At 71.7% G+C, this 17,877-nt stretch carries 13 protein-coding genes; 6 read left to right on the top strand and 7 right to left on the bottom strand.

Annotated features, from left to right (window positions below):
* Positions 1–24: 24 nt before the first annotated feature.
* The 3 genes from ITJ54_RS16365 to ITJ54_RS16355 form a co-directional block, all read right to left on the bottom strand.
* A complete protein-coding gene (locus ITJ54_RS16365; protein ID WP_194630107.1) occupies positions 25–1,413 on the bottom strand; it encodes a hypothetical protein in 1,389 nt (462 codons plus the stop codon).
* Positions 1,414–1,560: 147 nt separating this feature from the next.
* Positions 1,561–3,639, bottom strand: a complete 2,079-nt coding sequence (locus ITJ54_RS16360) for a hypothetical protein (protein WP_194630106.1) — start codon at positions 3,637–3,639, stop codon at positions 1,561–1,563.
* Between the two features lie 230 nt (positions 3,640–3,869).
* Complete coding sequence (locus ITJ54_RS16355; protein WP_194630105.1) at positions 3,870–4,901, bottom strand: glycosyltransferase family 2 protein; 1,032 nt, start codon at positions 4,899–4,901, stop codon at positions 3,870–3,872.
* A 101-nt stretch (positions 4,902–5,002) separates the two neighbouring features.
* On the opposite strand from ITJ54_RS16355, the gene ITJ54_RS16350 reads away from it, so the two are divergent.
* From ITJ54_RS16350 to ITJ54_RS16325, 6 genes are all read left to right on the top strand, one after another.
* Positions 5,003–7,570, top strand: a complete 2,568-nt coding sequence (locus ITJ54_RS16350; protein ID WP_194630104.1) for a glycosyltransferase — start codon at positions 5,003–5,005, stop codon at positions 7,568–7,570.
* A gap of 71 nt (positions 7,571–7,641) precedes the next feature.
* Positions 7,642–8,538: an ABC transporter permease gene (locus ITJ54_RS16345; RefSeq protein ID WP_228509557.1), complete on the top strand. Its 897-nt coding sequence runs from the start codon at positions 7,642–7,644 to the stop codon at positions 8,536–8,538.
* A 4-nt stretch (positions 8,539–8,542) separates the two neighbouring features.
* A complete protein-coding gene (locus ITJ54_RS16340) occupies positions 8,543–9,784 on the top strand; it encodes an ABC transporter ATP-binding protein (RefSeq protein WP_194630102.1) in 1,242 nt (413 codons plus the stop codon).
* 59 nt (positions 9,785–9,843) lie between these two features.
* Positions 9,844–10,917 carry a glycosyltransferase family 1 protein gene (locus ITJ54_RS16335; protein ID WP_323741766.1) on the top strand — a complete coding sequence of 358 codons (1,074 nt, stop codon included), beginning with the start codon at positions 9,844–9,846 and terminating at the stop codon, positions 10,915–10,917.
* The gene (locus ITJ54_RS16330) at positions 10,914–11,858 is read left to right on the top strand and encodes a glycosyltransferase family 2 protein (RefSeq protein ID WP_194630100.1); all 945 of its coding nucleotides are present in this window, start codon (positions 10,914–10,916) and stop codon (positions 11,856–11,858) included. Before ITJ54_RS16335 ends, ITJ54_RS16330 begins: the two co-directional genes overlap by 4 nt.
* Positions 11,859–11,909: 51 nt before the next feature.
* On the top strand, positions 11,910–13,061 hold the full coding sequence (locus tag ITJ54_RS16325; RefSeq protein WP_194630099.1) for a glycosyltransferase family 2 protein: 1,152 nt from the start codon (positions 11,910–11,912) through the stop codon (positions 13,059–13,061).
* Positions 13,062–13,142: 81 nt separating this feature from the next.
* Here ITJ54_RS16325 and ITJ54_RS16320 read toward each other — a convergent pair whose 3' ends face one another.
* Genes ITJ54_RS16320 through ITJ54_RS16305 form a run of 4 tightly spaced genes read right to left on the bottom strand, consistent with a single transcriptional unit; the run spans position 13,143 to position 17,753 of the window.
* Positions 13,143–15,074 (bottom strand): glycosyltransferase family protein, encoded by a 1,932-nt coding sequence (locus tag ITJ54_RS16320; RefSeq protein WP_194630097.1) that lies wholly within the window; start codon positions 15,072–15,074, stop codon positions 13,143–13,145.
* Positions 15,075–15,076: 2 nt separating this feature from the next.
* Complete coding sequence (gene rfbA / locus ITJ54_RS16315; protein WP_194630095.1) at positions 15,077–15,940, bottom strand: glucose-1-phosphate thymidylyltransferase RfbA; 864 nt, start codon at positions 15,938–15,940, stop codon at positions 15,077–15,079.
* Complete coding sequence (locus tag ITJ54_RS16310) at positions 15,940–16,563, bottom strand: dTDP-4-dehydrorhamnose 3,5-epimerase family protein (RefSeq protein ID WP_194630093.1); 624 nt, start codon at positions 16,561–16,563, stop codon at positions 15,940–15,942. The genes rfbA and ITJ54_RS16310 overlap by 1 nt, the downstream gene beginning before the upstream one ends.
* A gap of 53 nt (positions 16,564–16,616) precedes the next feature.
* Complete coding sequence (locus ITJ54_RS16305) at positions 16,617–17,753, bottom strand: hypothetical protein (protein ID WP_194630091.1); 1,137 nt, start codon at positions 17,751–17,753, stop codon at positions 16,617–16,619.
* Positions 17,754–17,877 lie beyond the last annotated feature (124 nt).

The raw sequence follows: 17,877 nt of genomic DNA, 5'->3' as shown, positions 1-17,877 counted from the left end.
CTGGAGGTGGTCTGGTGCTGGTGCTCAGCGCTGGTCGGTCGGGAAGGCGTCGTCCTGGATCGTCGAGCACGTCAGGGTGGCTCCCCACCCCCATGGTGCTTGTTCGAGCCGGGAGTCCTCTGCTCCCCGCTCGCAGTCACGCTCCCCCTGGCGGAACTCGGCGCTCCAGGTCGGCGCCCCGGACCGTGCGACGTCGTGCGGGAGGGCGCGCACGCCGAGGAGGACGCAGAGGCCGACCAGGAGGACCGCGGCCACGACCGTCGCCCGGGTGCGTCCAATCCGGACGAGTCGTTCCGCCGCGAGCACGACCAGCCCGATGAGGAACATCGAGGCGGGTGCCGCGTACCGCACGTAGCCGGTCTGCCCGATCGACGTGATGCCGTGCTCGGAGAAGTCGATGAGCGGCGTGGGGTTGAGGACGACGCCGGCCGCCCAGGCGAGCGGGGACCCGACGAGGAGGGCGATCGTCAGCGTGCGGAGCGGTCCGAGTCCGTCCCCGCGGCGCCAGCGCCCGACGAGCACCACGGCCGCGGCGGCCACGAACACCAGCGCGAGCACGACGGCGATCCCGAAGCCGAGCTGCGCGAGCCGCACCGCTGCCGAGCCGGCCTTCGGGTAGAGCGTGCTGAGCACGGGCTCGAGGAACCACCCCGTGACCACGTCGGACGGGTCCTGGTGCATCGGGGTCCGCACGCGCGCCGAGGTCAGGACGGAGAGCATCTGGAGCCCGAGTCCGAGGACGAGGGCACCGCCGATCGGCCAGGACCGTCGCGACCGCGGGGTCAGGACGAGGACGAGCATCGGGACGAAGTAGACGGCCTGGATCTCGCTGACCGCGACGACGAACGCGGTGACGGCCGGGGCCACCGAACCGGCCCAGGTCCGCGGGCGGACGAGCAGCAGCACGGGGACCAGGAAGAGCAGGAAGGAGTGCAGGTTCGCGCTGTTGCCGAGCACCTCGAAGGCCACGACCGGGGTCAGTGCGGGGACGAGCGCGAACACCGCGCGGACGGCGGTGGTGCGGATGGTCCGGCGGGCGAACACCATGGTGGCTGCCGCGACGAGCCCGACGACCGCACAGCACAGCGCGGTGACCGTCCTGGCGTAGGACTCCGCGGGCAGCGCGACGGCGACCTCGGCGATGAGCCGCGGGACCAGGTGCTGGTACCCGTCGTACGGGTGCACGAGGGACGCGAACGGTCCGAGCTGCAGTCGTTGGGTGAGGAAGACCGCGGCGTCCTCGGCCCAGAGCGTGTCGCGGGCCCCGGCGGGGAGCCGGAACCAGGCGATCGCCGCGGCGAGGAGTCCGACGACGACGGGCAGCACCACACCGGCGGCGCGGACGAGCCAGGCGGGCGCCGTCAGTCGTGTCCGTGGACCGCCGTCGATCGGTGTGACGGCGGCGGAACTCATGTCGGTCATCATGGCGGACGGACCCGGACCGCGGCGAATCCGCGGGGACCCCTGCGTGAAGGAACCCGCAGGGACCGCCCGCGCCGCGAGCCGACGGACTCGGCGAACGACGCGGGCGGCCAACGGTCAGCGGTCAGCGGTCAGCGGTCAGCGGACCGTCACCGTCGAGCAGCCCAACGTGGTGTTGGTGCCGCCGTTGGCGTCGATCCCGTAGGCGCAGACCTGGTGCACACCGGGGGCCGCCCCGACCGTGGTGGCGAACCCGCGGGCCGCGCCCGCTGCCGGGTAGGCCCGACGGACGTCGGGACGCGACTGGTTCGCCGTGGTCGGCGTCATGGCGCTGTCGACGTACACGTGCACCGCGGTGGCCGCCGTGGTGTCGGCGTCCCACGCCCAGCCCTTGACGGCGACACCGCCGCTGACCGGGGTGGCCGAGTCGAGGCGTCCGACCGGGGCGCTCCCGACCTCGACCGTGTCGCACAGGAGCGTCGGGTTGCCCGAACCGGCGCCGACGTTGATCGCGTAGACGCAGACCTGGTGCGGGCCGGGTGCGGCGGCGACGGACGCCGTGAAGCCGTGCGCCGCGCCGTAGGCCGGGTACGCCTTGGCGATGTCCGACCGGGCGACGTTCGCCGCGACCCGACGGCCGACGCCGTCGACGTACACGTCCACGTTGACCGGTCCGGTGCTGTCGCCGTCGATGGCCCACCCGCGGAGCTGGATGGCCTTCGCCGTCGTGGTCAGGCTGTCCACGCGTCCGGTCGGCACCGAACCGACCGCCCGGATGGACACGCAGTCCCGGAGCAGCTTGTCCGCGCCGGCCCCGACGTTGACGCCGGTGATGCAGACCCACTGCGTGCCGGTCGTCGTCGGGATGACCGCGTCGAACCCGTGCGACGCACCGGCGACCGGGTACGCCCTGGACACGTCGCTGCGGACCCGGTTCGCCGTGAGCTTCGTCGTCGTCGACCCGACGGTGACCTGGACGCCGATCGGCTTGGTCTGCGCGTTCGGGTCGATGGCCCAGCCACGGACCCGGATGCCGCCGGGGACCGCCTGCGCCGTGTCGACGGACCCGAACGGGGACGCCTTGACGACGGTGACCGTCTTGCAACCGAGCGTGCTGTTGCGGGCACCGTCGACGCTGACCGCGTAGACGCAGACCTTGTGCGAGCCCGGGTCAGCGGTCACCGCGGACGAGAACCCGTGCGCGTTGCCGTAGCCGGGGTGCGCGCGCCCGACGTCGCTCCGGGTCGTGTTCGCGATGATCTGGGACGCCTTCGAGTCGACGTAGACGTGCACCTTGGTCGCGGCGGTGGTGGTCGTGTCGATCGCCCACCCGCGGACGTTCACGACCTCGCCACCACCGGTGACGCCGTCGAGCCGGCCGATCGGCTTCGCGTTCTCGGTGGGCGAGCCGAACCAGTCGCTGTAGAGGCGCCAGAAGTTCCGGTTGCCGTACGCCGAGCAGGAGTCGCCCGTGCCGTACAGGTTGTTCAGCGCCGCGGTGTTCGGCGTGTACGGCGTGTAGTAGTAGAGCGCGGCGGTCGCCTTGTTCTGCACGGCGACGGGCTTCGTGCCGCAGGACGTCGGCACGTTGTACTGGATCTGCCGCGTGCCACCCGGGTTGAACCAGGTGAAGTAGTTGGTGGTGCCGGCCGGGTTGCCGTAGCGCTTCCACTGCCACGCGGACCAGTAGACCTGGTTGCCGACGCCGGCGTAGGCCGGGTCGCAGTGCCCACCGGCGTTGTCCGGGCAGGCGTAGCCCATGGCCCGCTCGAGCCGGGACGCGGAGGGGTTCCGTGCCGTGCTGCCGTTGATCAGGGTCTGCTCCTTCTGGAGCGTCACCAGGATCACCTTCGGGCTGATGCTGCACGCCACGGCGACGCGGGAGATCATCACCGCGGCGGAGAGGTTCGACCCGCCGGTGACCGCACCGCACATCGGGTCGCTGCCGCGGGAGTTCATGCTGAACTTGCCGTTGTTCAGGCAGGAGCTCGAGGCACACGTGCCGATCTGGGAGCTCAGGAACGACTGGATCTGCGAGGCGGACATGGCGTCGCCGTCGTAGAAGTTCGCGTCCGAGATGATGTTGCCGGCCGAGAACGCGGAACCCGTCAGCGCGGACGCCGACTCCTGTCCGCTGATCGGACCGGACAGCTGGAAACCGACGAGCACACTCGCTGCTGCGAGCACGCTCGCGATGATGGCGACGACCTTCTTCACGTCGTTGGGCCTTCCCTTGGGCGTCGACGGGGTTGATGACGTGCGCGATGCGCTCTGCGCGAGCGGCCGACCCCTGACGAACGACCGATGCACTCGGGTCCCATCAGGCTACCTGGACCACAGTGATCACACAGCCCCCAGATCGGCCCCCGAACGGGAGGCTCGGATCACCCCGCGCAGATCCGCTGCGGTCCGCCGTCTGCGCCGCCGGGTGCCACCTGTGCGTCCGCTCAGTCGGCGGGCGTCAGCCGTGCCTCGACGCGGCTGCGCGCCGCCCGGTCGAACCCGTCGGCCCGGCGGGCGCGACGCGCGTGCCGGAGCACGGCAGGGGCCTCCAGGGCGAGTCGCCGCCACGCGGCGGGCGGGAGCTGCGCGGCACCGGGGCGGAGGAGGTCGCGGGCCATGCGCCCGAGCGTCCGCGACAGGACACGGGCGACCATGCCGGCCGAGGCGTTCCGGAGGACGACGGCCAGGCGGTTCCGCATGCTCTGGTACCGGACCAGCGGGCCGTCGCTGCCGGAGCTGGCCGCGTGCCGGTGCACGACGACGGCGTCGGGGGCGTGCCGGACGTCGTACCCGGCGAGGCGGAGGCGCCACGCGACGTCGAGGTCCTCGTAGTACATGAAGAGCGACTCGTCGAACCCACCGACCTCGGCCAGCGCACTGCGCCGGAGGAAGGCCGCTCCGCCGGAGAAGCCGAAGAGCGGTGCGGACTCCGGGGCGTCCTCGAGGGGACGGAGCCAGTCGCGGTCGCGCCCGTTGCCGGACCGGTCGAGCACCACCCCCGTGCCGTTCACCAGGGTCTGCCCTGTCTCCGCGCGCCGCCAGCGCCGGCCGTCGGCGCGGGCCAGGTCGTCCTCGGACCGGGGCGAGCCCGGGTCGACGGGGACGAAGCGGCCCTCCAGCACCGCGGTGGCCGCGACCGCTGCGACGCGCTCGCCCCCCGCGGCGAGCACCGCGAGACCGCGGTCGAGGAAGCCGTGGTCGGCGACCGCGTCGTTGTTGAGGAAGACCAGCACGTCGCCCGAACTCGCGGCGATACCACGGGCCACTCCCCCGGCGAACCCCGAGTTCGTGCGCTCGGCGACGACGACGATCCCCGGGTGGTCTGCACGGTAGGCGGCGACGGTGGCGTCGTCGGCCTCGTTCACGACGAGCACCACCTCGACGCTGGCGTCCAGCCGCTGGGACGAGACGGACTCGACCGCACGCCGCGTCAGCGCGGGCTGGTGCCAGTCGACGATGATGACGGAGACGTCCACGCGAGCCAGTCTCCCAGGTCCGCCGAGCCCCCTGACCCCGATCGGTATAGTTGCTTCCGCCTTCCGGGGCACCACCGCCGTCCGACGTATGGAGTCAATCCGTGTCCACCTACGCGCCCCGCGTGTCCGTCGTCGTCATCAACTTCCGTGGGACGGACGACACCCTCGAGTGCATCGCCCGCCTCAGCGAGGTCGACTGGCCGGCAGACCGGCTCGAGATCGTGGTCGTCGAGAACGGCTCCGGCGACGACAGCGAGGCACGCCTGCGCGCCGCGATCGGTGACCAGGCCAACGTGCGGATCATCGTCTCCGCCGAGAACCTCGGGTTCACCGGCGGCAGCAACCTCGGCGCGCGCGAGGCCACCGGCGACGTGGTCGCGTTCCTCAACAACGACGCCAAGCCCGACGTGAACTGGGTCAAGGAAGGCGTGGCCGGGTTCGCCCCGAGCCCCCGCGTCGCCGCCGTCGCGAGCAAGGTCCTCGACTGGGAGGGCAAGACGATCGACTTCGTCGAGTCCGGCCTGAGCTGGTTCGGCATGGGCTACAAGAACCACATCGCCGAGCTCGACGACGGCCGCTTCGACGCGCCGCAGGACCTGCTCTTCGGCACCGGCTCGGCGCTCTTCGTCCGGCGCGACGTCTTCCTCGAGGTCGGCGGGTTCGACGAGGGCCTGTTCATGTTCTACGACGACGTGGACCTCGGCTGGCGCCTCAACCTGCTCGGCTACCGGGTCCGGTTCGCGCCGCGCTCGGTCGTCTACCACAAGCACCACGGCTCGATGAAGTCGTTCGGCGACCACCGCGAGATGTACCTGCTCGAGCGGAACGCCCTGCACCTGCTCTACAAGAACCTCTCCGACGAGAACCTCGGCACCTTCCTGCCCGCGGCCCTCGCCCTCCTCGCCCGCCGCGCGATCGCGAAGAGCGGCCGCGACTCGGAGGAGTTCGACATCCGCCGCTTCACCGGCGCACCGGACGAGTTCGACCCGACGACCCCGATGTCGAAGGAGACCGTCGCCGGGCTCTACGCCCTCGACCAGTTCGTGTCGGACCTCCCCCGCCTGTCCGAGGAGCGCCGCCGCATCCAGGGCCAGCGCGTCAAGACGGACAAAGAGGTGTTCCGCCTGTTCGGCGACGCCTTCAAGCCGCTGTTCGAGGACGGCTACTTCCTCGAGGGCTACCAGGCGATCATCGAGGCCTTCGATGTCGAGCAGCCGATGCACCGCACCCGCGTGCTCGTCATCACCGGTGACGCGCTCGGCGAGAAGATGGCCGGCCCCGGCATGCGCGCGTGGAAGATCGCCGAGGCCCTCAGCGAGCACAACGACGTCCGCCTCGTGACGTGGAACGTGGCGAACCGCAAGTCCGACGCCTTCGCCGTCTCGCGGGTGCCGCTCCAGCACGAGCGCACCATGCGGGAGCACGAGGAGTGGGCCGACGTCATCTTCTTCCAGGGCTACGCCCTGCACCACTTCCAGACGCTGCAGCAGTCGAACAAGATCATGGTCGTCGACCTGTACGACCCGATGCACCTCGAGCAGCTCGAGCAGGCGCGGGACAACGGCGACGTCGGGTGGCGCAACCAGGTGACCTCGACGACCGAGGTCATCAACCGGCAGCTCGAACGCGGTGACTTCTTCCTCTGCGCCTCGGAGCGGCAGCGCCTGTTCTGGCTCGGCCAGCTCGCGGGCGTCGGCCGGGTCAACCCGGACAACTACCTCGCCGACGACAACCTCAAGAAGCTCATCGCGATCGCCCCGTTCGGCATGGACTCCACCCCGCCGAAGCACGAGCGCAACGCCATCCGCGGCGTGACGCCCGGCATCGGGAAGGACGACAAGGTCGTCATCTGGGGCGGTGGCATCTACAACTGGTTCGACACCCCGTCGCTCGTCCGCGCGATCGCCAAGGTCGCCGAGACACACGACGACATCCGGCTGTTCTTCCTCGGCGTCGCGCACCCGAACCCGGACGTCCCCGAGATGGCGATCGTCGCCGAGACCCGCCGGATCAGCGACCAGCTCGGCCTGACGAACAAGCACGTCTTCTTCAACGAGCAGTGGGTGGCCCTCGACGACCGCCAGAACTACCTGCTCGAGGCGGACGCCGGTGTCTCGACGCACTTCGCCCACATCGAGACCACGTTCTCGTTCCGCACACGCATCCTCGACTACATGTGGGCGAACCTGCCGATCGTGACGACCGACGGCGACAGCTTCGGCGACCTCGTCGGGGCCGAGGGCATGGGCGTCGCGGTCAAGGAGCGCGACGTCGACGGCCTCGCCGCCGCACTCGAGTCGATGCTCTACGACCCCGAGGCCGCACAGGCCGCCCGCGACGCCGTCAGCCGCGTCCGCGAGGACTTCACGTGGGAGCGTGCCCTCGCCCCGCTCGTGGAGTTCTGCAAGGACCCGCAGGTCGCCGCCGACCGCGCCCACGAGGCCGCGGTGCCCGCCGGGTCGCTGTCGGCCGGCAGCCGCCCGCGGGTCGCACTGAGCCCCGCACGGGCCCGCGAACTGCGGTTCCACCAGATCGCGAACAGCCGTCACGGGGTCACCCGCGACGTCCGCCTCGCCGCGTGGTACCTGCGCGAGAACGGCGTCTCCGGACTCCGCGACAAGGTGCAGAACCGTGCGCGGATCATGCGCGAGAGCAAGAACGGGCGCTGACCTTCAGGCAGTCACCCCCGGTCACCGTTGTACAGTGACCCGTCGCCCGCGTCGAAACGTAAGGACCCCCTTTGAGCAACATCGTCACCGAGCGGTTCGACCGCCTCCGGCAGGAACAGATGGTGCCAGCTGGCCGCCCGGCCACGGCCGTCATCGGTTCGATCCGCGAGATCTTCGCGCACCGGCAGCTGTTGGACCTGCTGATCCGGCGCGACCTGAAGTCGCGGTACAAGGACAGCGCGCTCGGGTTCGCCTGGACGCTGATCCGCCCGCTCGTGCAGCTGGCGATCTACTACTACGTCCTCGGTGAGATCCTCGGTGCGTCGCGCAACATCCCGGAGTTCGCGATCTACGTGTTCTCGGGCCTGACCCTGTACGGGCTGTTCAGCGAGATCGTCGCGTCGGGCACCGCGTCCATCGTGTCGAACGGCGGCCTGATCAAGAAGATCTACCTGCCGCGCGAGATCTACCCCCTGGCCAGCGTCGGGGCGGCGCTGTTCAACTTCGGTGTGCAGCTCGTCGTGCTGCTCGCGGCCGCGGTGCTGCAGAGCGGGTTCGCCTGGATCCGTCTCGACCTGCTGTACTTCTTCCCCGCGACGCTCGTCATCCTGATCTGGGCCACGGCCTTCGCGCTGCTGCTGGCCGCCGCGAACGTCTACCTGCGCGACATGCAGTACCTCGTCGAGGTCCTCGTCCTGCTCCTCATGTGGGCGTCGCCGATCGTCTACAGCTGGCAGATGGTCGCGTCGCGCGCCCCGGGGTGGCTCCTCGACCTCTACACGACCAACCCCATCACCCTGGCCATCCTCGGCTTCCACCGTGCGTTCTGGACCGCCGGTGCCGACTCCGAGTACCCGTCGCACCTGCTGATCCGTCTCGTGGTCGTCGGCGTCGTCGGGCTGGTCGCACTCCTGCTGTGCCAGCGCGTGTTCGCCAAGCTGCAGGGCAACTTCGCCCAGGAGATCTGAACCGATGAGCATCGACAACGCACTCACCCAGGAGACCCGGTCGCCGTTCTCCGACGCCCCCGCCGTCGTGACCGTGAAGAACGTCTCGAAGCGCTTCACGATCCGCAAGGACAACTCGCTCAAGGAGCGCGTCGTCACCCTCGGTCGCGCCGGACGCCGGCACAGCGAGGACTTCTGGGCGCTCAAGGACATCAACCTCGACATCCCGGCCGGCACCACGATCGGCCTGCTCGGCCCGAACGGCTCCGGCAAGTCGACGCTGCTGAAGACCATCGGCGGCATCCTCGAGCCGACCACCGGCTCCGTCGAGCGCCGCGGTCGGCTGGCCGCCCTCATCGAGCTCGGCGCCGGGTTCCACCCCGACCTGACCGGGCGTGAGAACGTCTACCTCAACGCCGCCATCCTCGGCCAGACGCAGGAGGAGACCGAGGAGCGCTTCGACGACATCCTGCAGTTCTCCGGCATCGGCGACTTCATCGACACCCAGGTGAAGTTCTACTCATCCGGCATGTACGTGCGACTCGCCTTCGCGGTCGCGATCAACACCGACCCCGACGTCCTGCTCGTCGACGAGGTGCTGGCCGTCGGTGACGAGCAGTTCCAGAAGAAGTGCCTCGACAAGATCCGTGAGTTCCAGGCGCAGGGCCGCACGATCGTCCTCGTCTCGCACTCCCTCGGCCAGGTCCAGGAACTGTGCGACTCCGCGGTCGTGCTGCACCACGGCGAGGTCAAGTTCCAGGGCTCCGCCCGGCTCGCCGTGAAGAACTTCCGCGAGATCCTCGAGGGCCGTCGCATCGCCGAGGCCGAGGCCGCACACCCGGAAGAGGACGCCAACCCGGGCAAGGTCGAGCACGTCGAGCTCGAGATCCCCGGTCGTGCCCCCGGCGCGGAGCACCACCACGGCGACGACCTGGTCATCCGCGCGACGTTCTCGCACACCGACGTGCTGCCCGAGTGGCGCGCCGGCATCAAGATCGAGAACCACCTCGGCAACCCAGCCTTCGGCATCGACAGCCGCCAGACCCAGGCGCGGCACGACCCGCTCCGCGGCACCGCGACCGTCGAGTGGCACCTGCGCGACCTGCGGCTCGGCGGTGGACAGTACTTCGTCCACGTGTTCCTCGCCAAGCCGACCGGCGAGCACATCGTCATCGAGCGCGAGGCCGCCCGCTTCGTGGTCGTCGACGAGGACACGCAGTCCGGCATCGCCTGGACCGCGACCACCGAACGCCAGATCAAGGGCTGACGTTGCAGGAACTCCCGGTGCTGGTCGACGCCACATCGGTCCCGCCGAACCGTGGTGGGGTGGCTCGGTACATCGCCGGGCTCCTCACCGGGCTCGCCGAACTCGACGTGCGGGTCGACGTCGTCGCCAAGCGCGGTGACGTGGCCTGGCTCCGGGACCTCGCCCCGACGCACCGGTACCACGCCGCTCCCGGCTGGACCGCGTCCCGCCCGTTGCGGCTCGTGTGGGAGCAGACCGGCCTGCCGGCGCTCACCCGACGCGTGCAGGCGACCGTCCTGCACAGCCCGCACTACACGTTCCCGGTGATCCGGGCCTCCCGGACCGTCGTCACGCTGCACGACGCGACCTTCTTCAGCGACCCGGCGGCGCACTCGCGACTCAAGGTGCTGTTCTTCCGTACCTGGACGCGGCTGGCCCGCCGGCTGAGCCGTGCGACGATCGCGCCGAGCGCGGCCACCGTGGCCGAGCTCGACCGTCTCGCCGGTCCAGCGCGGCGGGCGACCGTCGTCGCGCACCTCGGGGTGGACCCGGCGCTGTTCCACACGCCCTCGGACGCCGAGGTGGCGGGGTTCCGCCGGGCGCACGACGTCGCCGACGACACCGAGTGGATCGCGTTCCTCGGGACGGTCGAGCCCCGCAAGCGCGTCCCGGAGCTCATCGCGGCACACCGCGCGCTCCGCGACGCGGCGGCCGGCCCCGTGCCGACGCTCCTGGTGGCCGGCGGACTCGGCTGGGACGACGTCGCCCGACGTGAACTCGAGACCGCCGGCGACCGACCCGGCGCTCCCCTGCGCCACCTCGGGTACCTGCCGGTGGACGAGCTCCGTGCGTTCCTGGGCGGCGCACGCGTGGTCGTGTACCCGAGCACCGCCGAGGGCTTCGGGCTCCCGGTGCTCGAGGCGATGGCCTCGGGTGCCGACGTGCTGACCACCGACCGCCTCGCGATCCCCGAGGTCGGCGGCGACACCGTGACCTACACCGAACCGGACGCCGGACCGATCCGTACCGCGCTCGAACGGCTGCTCGCGGAGGACCCCGCCGTCCGCGCGGAGCGGACCGGACGGGCCCGCAGCCGCGCCGCGGGGTTCACCTGGGCGGCCTGCGCCCAGGTGCACGTCGAGGTGTTCGCTTGACCGGCGGCAGCGCGGGCGCCGCTGGCGACCGCGCGGCTGACACGGGTGATGCTGCTGGTGCTGCTGCTGCTGCTGCTGCTGCTGCTGCTGCTGCTGCTGGCGACCGTGCCGCGATCGTCACCGTGTCGTACCGCTCTGCCGACGTCCTGCCGCCCTTCCTGGCCTCCACCGCCGACGCCAGCGCGCGACCCGTCGAAGTCGTGGTCGCGGACAACGACTCCGCCGACGCCGACGAGCTCCGCCGGATCACCGAGGCGGCCTCGGCGCGGTTCTTCGAGGTCGGCGCCAACCGCGGCTACGGCACGGCGGTCAACCGCGCAGTCGCCACGCTCGACCCGGACGTCCGGTGGGTGCTCGTGTCCAACCCGGACGTCGTGCTCGAGCCGCTGGCGCTCGACCGCCTCATCGAGACCGCCACCACCGACCCGACCATCGCCGCCGTCGGCCCGCGCCTGCTCGAGCCCACCGGCGAGGTCTACCCCTCCGCTCGTCTCGTCCCCTCGATCCGCACCGGCATCGGCCACGCCCTGTTCGCGAACGTGTGGAAGGGCAACCCCTGGACCAAGCGGTACCAGCAGAGCGGCGCGCACCACGTCCGACGCGACACCGGCTGGCTGTCGGGGGCGTGCGTGCTCGTCCGCCGCGACGTCTTCGACCAGCTCGGCGGCTTCGACGAGGGCTACTTCATGTACTTCGAGGACGTCGACCTCGGCTGGCGGATCGGCCGGGCCGGGTTCCGCAACGTGTACGAGCCGGCCGCCACCGCGACGCACATCGGTGGGACGGCGACCCAGGGATCGTCCGAGCGGATGCGTCGCGCGCACCATGAGAGTGCGTACCGCTTCCTGGCGCAGAAGTACCCGGCCTGGTGGCTCTGGCCCCTCCGGCTCGCGCTCCGGACCGCACTCGCCGTGCGCGCCCGCGCGACGCACACCCGCTGACGCGGTACCGTCGCCTTTCCTGCCCGCTCCCCCGACCCAGGAGTCCTGCTCGTGATCCTCGCTGTCACCCTCATGGTCCGCGACGAAGCGGACGTCATCCCCGCGTGGCTCGACCACCACGTCGCGCAGGGGTTCGACGTGTTCGTCATCACGGACAACGGTTCGGAGGACGGCACCACGGAGCTCCTGACCGCCTTCGCCGAGCGCGAGGACGTCGTCGTGGACCTCCGGCACGATCCCGTGCACCGGAAGCAGCAGGGCACCGTCGTCACCGGGATGGCCCGGGACGCCGCGACGGTCCACCACGCCGACTGGGTCGTGAACGCCGACGCCGACGAGTTCCTGCTGCCGGTCGACCGGTCGCTGACGGTACGGGACGTCTTCGAGCAGCTCGACCCCGTCATCGGCGCCTTCACGGTGCCCGTCGTCAACCTCACCGGGCGGCTCGCCGAGTCAGGTGCCGGCCTCGAGCGCCTGCACTGGCGGGACGAACGACCGCTCGAGGACCTGAACGCCGCAGGGCTCCTCGCACCGCCGACCACCAACGCGATCCACGTCGGTGACCCCGAGGTCACGGTCGTGCAGGGCAACCACCAGGTGAGCGTCGCGAACGGCGGCGAGGTCCCCGACGCGCTCGCGCTCGAGGTGCTGCACCTGCCGTGGCGTTCCTGGGCGCAGTACGCGCACCGCGTCGAGGTCAGCGGACGCGCCTACGAGTCGAACCCGGACCTGACGCCGAGCCCGCGGCACCACGGCATGCGTGACCTCCACCGCCTGCGCGAAGGGGTGCTGCAGGCGACCTTCGCCCTGCGCTTCGTGACCGACGCCGAAGCCGAGTCCGGGCCGTTCACCCGCGAGGACGGGATCGTCGACGTCCTGCGTCGGGCGTCGTCGCCGAGCCTCGACGTCCCGGCCGGCCAGCTCGTCCCCGTCGAGGAGCTCGACCGGCTCCGTGCACTCGGGCGGGCGATCGTCTCCCGCGACCGGCGGATCGAGGAACTCGAGCAGCTCGAGGACGTGGTCCGCCAGGGCGAGGCGACCGCGAACACGCTCCGGGCGACCGTGCAGTTCGAGCGCGACCGGGCCGAGGCGGCGCTGCGCGAGCTCGCGACCCGCGACGCCGAGCTCGCAGCGATGCACGCACGCCGGGTCGTCCGGCTGGCCGACCGGGCGGGCGACCTCGCCCGGCGCATCCGGCCCTAGCGCGCGGCGGCCCTGGCGCGCCGCGGCCCTGGCGCGCCGCGCGCTCCGGCCCTGGCGCGCACCGCGCAGCGCGCTCCTGCCCTAGCGCGCGGCGCGCTCCTGCCGGACCGCGTCGAGGAGCACCTCGGCACGCCGTGCGAACGCGTGCTCGGTCCCGATCCGGGTGCCCCGAGCCGTCCGCTCCTGCTGCGTCGCGGACTCCCCGGCGCGCACGAGCGCCCCGAGCGTCGCGACGGAGTCGTACGTCCGAACAGCGCCGTGGAACAGCTCGTCGACCCCCGCGACCGGGTCGGTGACCACGAGCGCTCCGGACGCCGCGGCGTCGAACAGGCGGTTCGACACGAAGCCGTCCCGTGCCATGTCGTCCCAGTGGTCGTTGAGGACCACCCTGGCGCTCCGGTAGAGCGCCGGCAGCTGGTCGTTCGGCACGAAGACGCCGCGGTGGACGCCGTCCGGCAGGAGCGTCTCCCATCCCTCGCCCCACACCGACAGGTCGACACCGGCCTCGACGGCGTCCCGCACGACCGGCCGGAACACCCGCCGGGTCTTGCCGACGAACGCCGTGTCGAGGTCGGGGAACGCCGGGTCGGCTGCGCCCGGGTGGAACCGCGCCGGGTCGGTGGCCTGCAGGAGGGGCTCGACGGGGAGCCCGGTCTCCGCCGCCACCCGGGCAGCCCACACCGGACCCGCCGCGAAACGCAGGTCGTAGCGGGCGAGCTCGGCGGGCGTCACGAGGTCGGGGTGCGAGATGACCCAGAGCACGTTCGTCGCGGTCGGGTGCACCGGGGTGTCGTCGAGCCCGCGGAGGGTCAGGGCGACGTCGTCCAGGTGCTCGGAGAACGGCCGCACGTGGGACTCGCGGTGGTCCACCACGACGTCCTGTCCGAGCCCCCGGAGCGCGGTCGCGAGGTCCCGCGCGAAGAACGTGTCGCCCCAGTCGTCGCCGCGCGGACCGGGGTGTGCGGCGATCCGGATCGACCAGCGCAGGCGCTCGGCACGCTCCAGGGTGCTGACCCGTTCCGCGCGGACCACCGGCTCGCGGAGCGCCACCGGCGCCCCGACCGGGTCCGCCGTCGGGACGCCGGGCGCCAGGCCGAGGCGGGCGAGTGCGACCACGGCCGCGTCGTCGGAGCGGTCGCCCCACACCGCGAGCGCGTCGGCTGCGTCCGTGTCGTAGCGCCGTTCGCGGAGCACCGACGTGCGGTACACCCGGCCGAGCGGGACCACGACGCAGTCCCCGCCACCGGCGTCGGCGGAGTCCCTGGTCAGTCTGGCGACCGCGGTGCGCGTGTCGACGGTCACGACGGGCACCGCGAGCGCGTCGGTCCGGACGGCGAAGCAGGGCTCGTCGCCGGCGAACACGCGGGCACCCGCGAGCGCCTCGGCGTCCTCGTGGGGGTGACCGCGGAGGAGCGAAGCGACCGGGGCGGTCCTGCGGACCAGCACCGCGCCCGCGCTGGCGACCAGGTCGTCGGTGGAGCGGACGACGGGCAGGGCGACCACGGCCTCCTGGCGGTCCTGGTCGGCATCCACCGATCGGGTGACGGCTGCCACCAACCGGAGGATGCCGTCCTCCGACAGGAGGATGCCGGCGTCCTGGAAGACGACGACCCCGGAGCGGAGCAGGGGTCGCGCCGCCGCGACGGCGCCGCCCCAGGTCGCTGCGACGGTGGGTCGCGCCACGACGTGGTCGTCACCGCCGACGACGGGCGGGTAGGTGCTCGTCGGGCCGGCGTGGACGTCGTAGGCGCTCACGACGACGGTGCGCGCGCCCGCCGTGCGGGCGGCGTCGACCACCGTCAGGTGCGCGCCGGTGCGGTACGCCGTCTCGGCGACCGTCACCAGCACGTCGAACCCGTCGGCGGTCGGCTGCGGTGCCTCGGTCACGAGGGACGTGTCGACCGGGAGGCCCGGCTCGGCTCCGACCGTCGGCTGCTGGCCGTCCGTGGTCGGCTCAGGACCGTCCGTGGTCGCCGTGGTGCCGGTCCGGCCGAGCAGGCGACGGAACGCCACGGTCAGCCGCGAAGCAGGTGCTGCAGGTAGACCCCGTAGCCGCTCTTGGCGAGCGGGGCGGCGAGGTCGGCGAGCGCCGCGTCGTCGATCCAGCCGTTGCGCCAGGCGATCTCCTCGATGCAGCCGATCTTGTGGCCCTGGCGGTCCTCGATCACCTTGACGTACTCGGACGCCTGCATCATCGACTCGAACGTGCCGGTGTCGAGCCACGCGGTGCCGCGGTCGAGGACCTCGACGCCGAGGGTGCCGGCCTCGAGGTAGCGCTCGTTGACGGTCGAGATCTCGAGCTCCCCGCGGGCGCTCGGCTCGATGGTCTTGGCGATCTCCACGACGTCGTTGTCGTAGAAGTAGAGCCCGGGGACCGCGTAGTTCGACTTCGGGTGCTCGGGCTTCTCCTCGATGGAGACCGCGGTGAAGTCGTCGTCGAACTCGACGACGCCGTACGCCTTGGGGTCGGCCACGTGGTACGCGAAGATCGTGGCGCCCTGCACGGTGGTGTTCTTCTGCAGGCTGGTGCCGAGGCCCGTGCCGTGGAAGATGTTGTCGCCGAGGACCAGCGCCACGCTGTCGTCGCCGATGAAGTCCTCACCGATCACGAACGCCTGGGCCAGGCCGTCGGGGCTCGGCTGCACGGCGTACTCGATCGTCATGCCGAGGGCCGAGCCGTCGCCGAGGAGTGCCCGGAACTGGTCGTTGTACTCCGGCGTCGTGATGACGAGGACCTCGCGGATGCCGGCCATCATCAGCGTGGACAGCGGGTAGTAGACCATCGGCTTGTCGTAGATGGGCATGAGCTGCTTCGAGATGCCCTTGGTGATGGGCCAGAGGCGCGTGCCGGAACCGCCGGCGAGGATGATGCCCTTCATCAGATGCGTCCTTGCTTCGTCGTGGTCCGGAGGGACTCGGTGTATGCGACGCACTCGTCGTACGTCGGGAGCAGTCCGAGCTCGGCGGCCTGCTCGAGCGTCGGGGCGCTGGTGTCCTTCTCGCTCAGCACGGGCTCGCCGATGCCGTCGGGCAGCGTCAGACCGACGGTCGGGTCGAGGATGCTGATCCCCTTCTCGCGCTCGGGGTCGTAGTGGGCGCTGACGAGGTAGTTCACCGTCGAGGCGTCCTCGAGCGCGACGATCGCGTGGCCGAGGCCTTCGGACAGGTAGACGGCGCGACGGTCGACGTCGTCGATGCGCACCGAGTCCCACTGCCCGAACGTCGGCGACCCGACGCGGATGTCGATGATGTAGTCGATGAACGCTCCGCGCACCGCGGTGACGTACTTCGCCTGGCTCGGGGCCACGAGCGCGTAGTGGATCCCCCGCGCGACACCGCGCGCCGAGATCGACATGTTCACCTGGCGGAGGTCGAGCGGGTGACCGACGGTCTCCTCGAGCACGTCGGCACGGTAGGCCTCGAGGAAGGCTCCCCGTGCGTCGCCGTGCTGGACGGGGGTGAACTCCCACGCGCCTTGGATCTTCAGTTCGCGGATCTGCACCGCAGCAGCCTAGCAAGCCGCCCGGTCGTGTCGAGGTCGCCCGGCCGGGGGTGTCAGGACAGCCCGAGCGCGCTCCGCCATGCTCGTTCGCCGGGTTCGTCGCGGCCCTCGGCGACGACCCGCTCCGCCCGGACGTAGGCCTGGGCGGTGCGGACGCGCTCCTCGGGGTGGTGGAAGGCGGTGCGCAACGCCGAGCGCCAGGGCAGGACACCGTCCGCGGCGAGGAGACCGCCGTGCGCGTCGACCCCGGCGTACGAGGGCCGGTCGGACCCGACGAAGGGCAGCCCGAGCATCGAGTACTCCAGGAACTTCAGGTCGCTCTTGGCGTCGTTGAACCGGTCGTCCGTCAGCGGTGCCACGCCGGCCGACCAGCGGTCCGCGTGCTCGCGGAGGAAGGCCACGAACTCGGGGTAGTGCGTCGTGCCCTCCGGCAGGGCGAGGCGGTCGTACCAGGCGTCGTCGTCGTGCGTCACCCCGACGACCTCGAGCCGGACGGGTCGGCCGTCGTCGTCGACGAACCCGTCGAACACGTCGCGGAGCAGGTCGAGGTCGCCCCCGTGCGTCGCGCTCCCCATGTACAGGACCCGCCGGGGGCCGTCCGTGGTCGGGGTCACCGGGTCGTGTGCCCACAGCCCGGGCTGCACGCCGTTCGGCACGACGACGGCGTCGATGCCCTCCGCGGCGAGGACGGCACGGAGCGGCTCGGTCGAGACCACGACGGCGTCGGCTCCCCGGACGAGCCGGTCGACGGCGGCCAGGCGGTCGGGGTCGTACTCGGCCCGTGCCAGGCGTTCGCGGGCCTCGGTGGTGAAGAAGTCGTCGTCCACCTCCGCGACGATGCGGGTGCCCTCGGCGGCGGCGCGGGCGAACGCGCCGTCGAGCGCGGCGAGCGGGAACGCGTCGCGCTGCACCAGGATCGCGTCGAGGTGCGCCGTGTCCGACCCGTCCGCCCAGCGCACCGGCTCGACCTGCGCGACGCGTGCCGCACCGGACGCGGCGAGCGCCGACATCCGACCGGTGACGCGGATGTGCGCCGACGCGGGGTGCACGCCACCCGCACCGTGCACGATGAACCCGACGAGCGGTGGTGTGACGCCAGGCCGGGGTGGCGCCGACGGTCCGGGCTGCGGCTGTGCCCGCTGGGTGCTGCGGCCGAGCAGGCGGGCGACGGTCGACCGGAGGGGAGCCATGGCCTCATCGTGGCACGGACGACGAGCGCTCTGCATACACTGGGACGTCCGTGTGCCCGTCACAGCGTCGGGTCGCCGCGTCCCCCGGGCCGGAACTCGCCGGCCGACCAACCCAGGGAACCCA

It is taken from the genome of Curtobacterium sp. VKM Ac-2865 (assembly GCF_015350905.1).
Lineage (GTDB): Bacteria > Actinomycetota > Actinomycetes > Actinomycetales > Microbacteriaceae > Curtobacterium.
The sequence above is the reverse complement of the archived record's forward strand: the minus strand, read 5'-3'. Positions and strand labels throughout refer to the sequence as shown.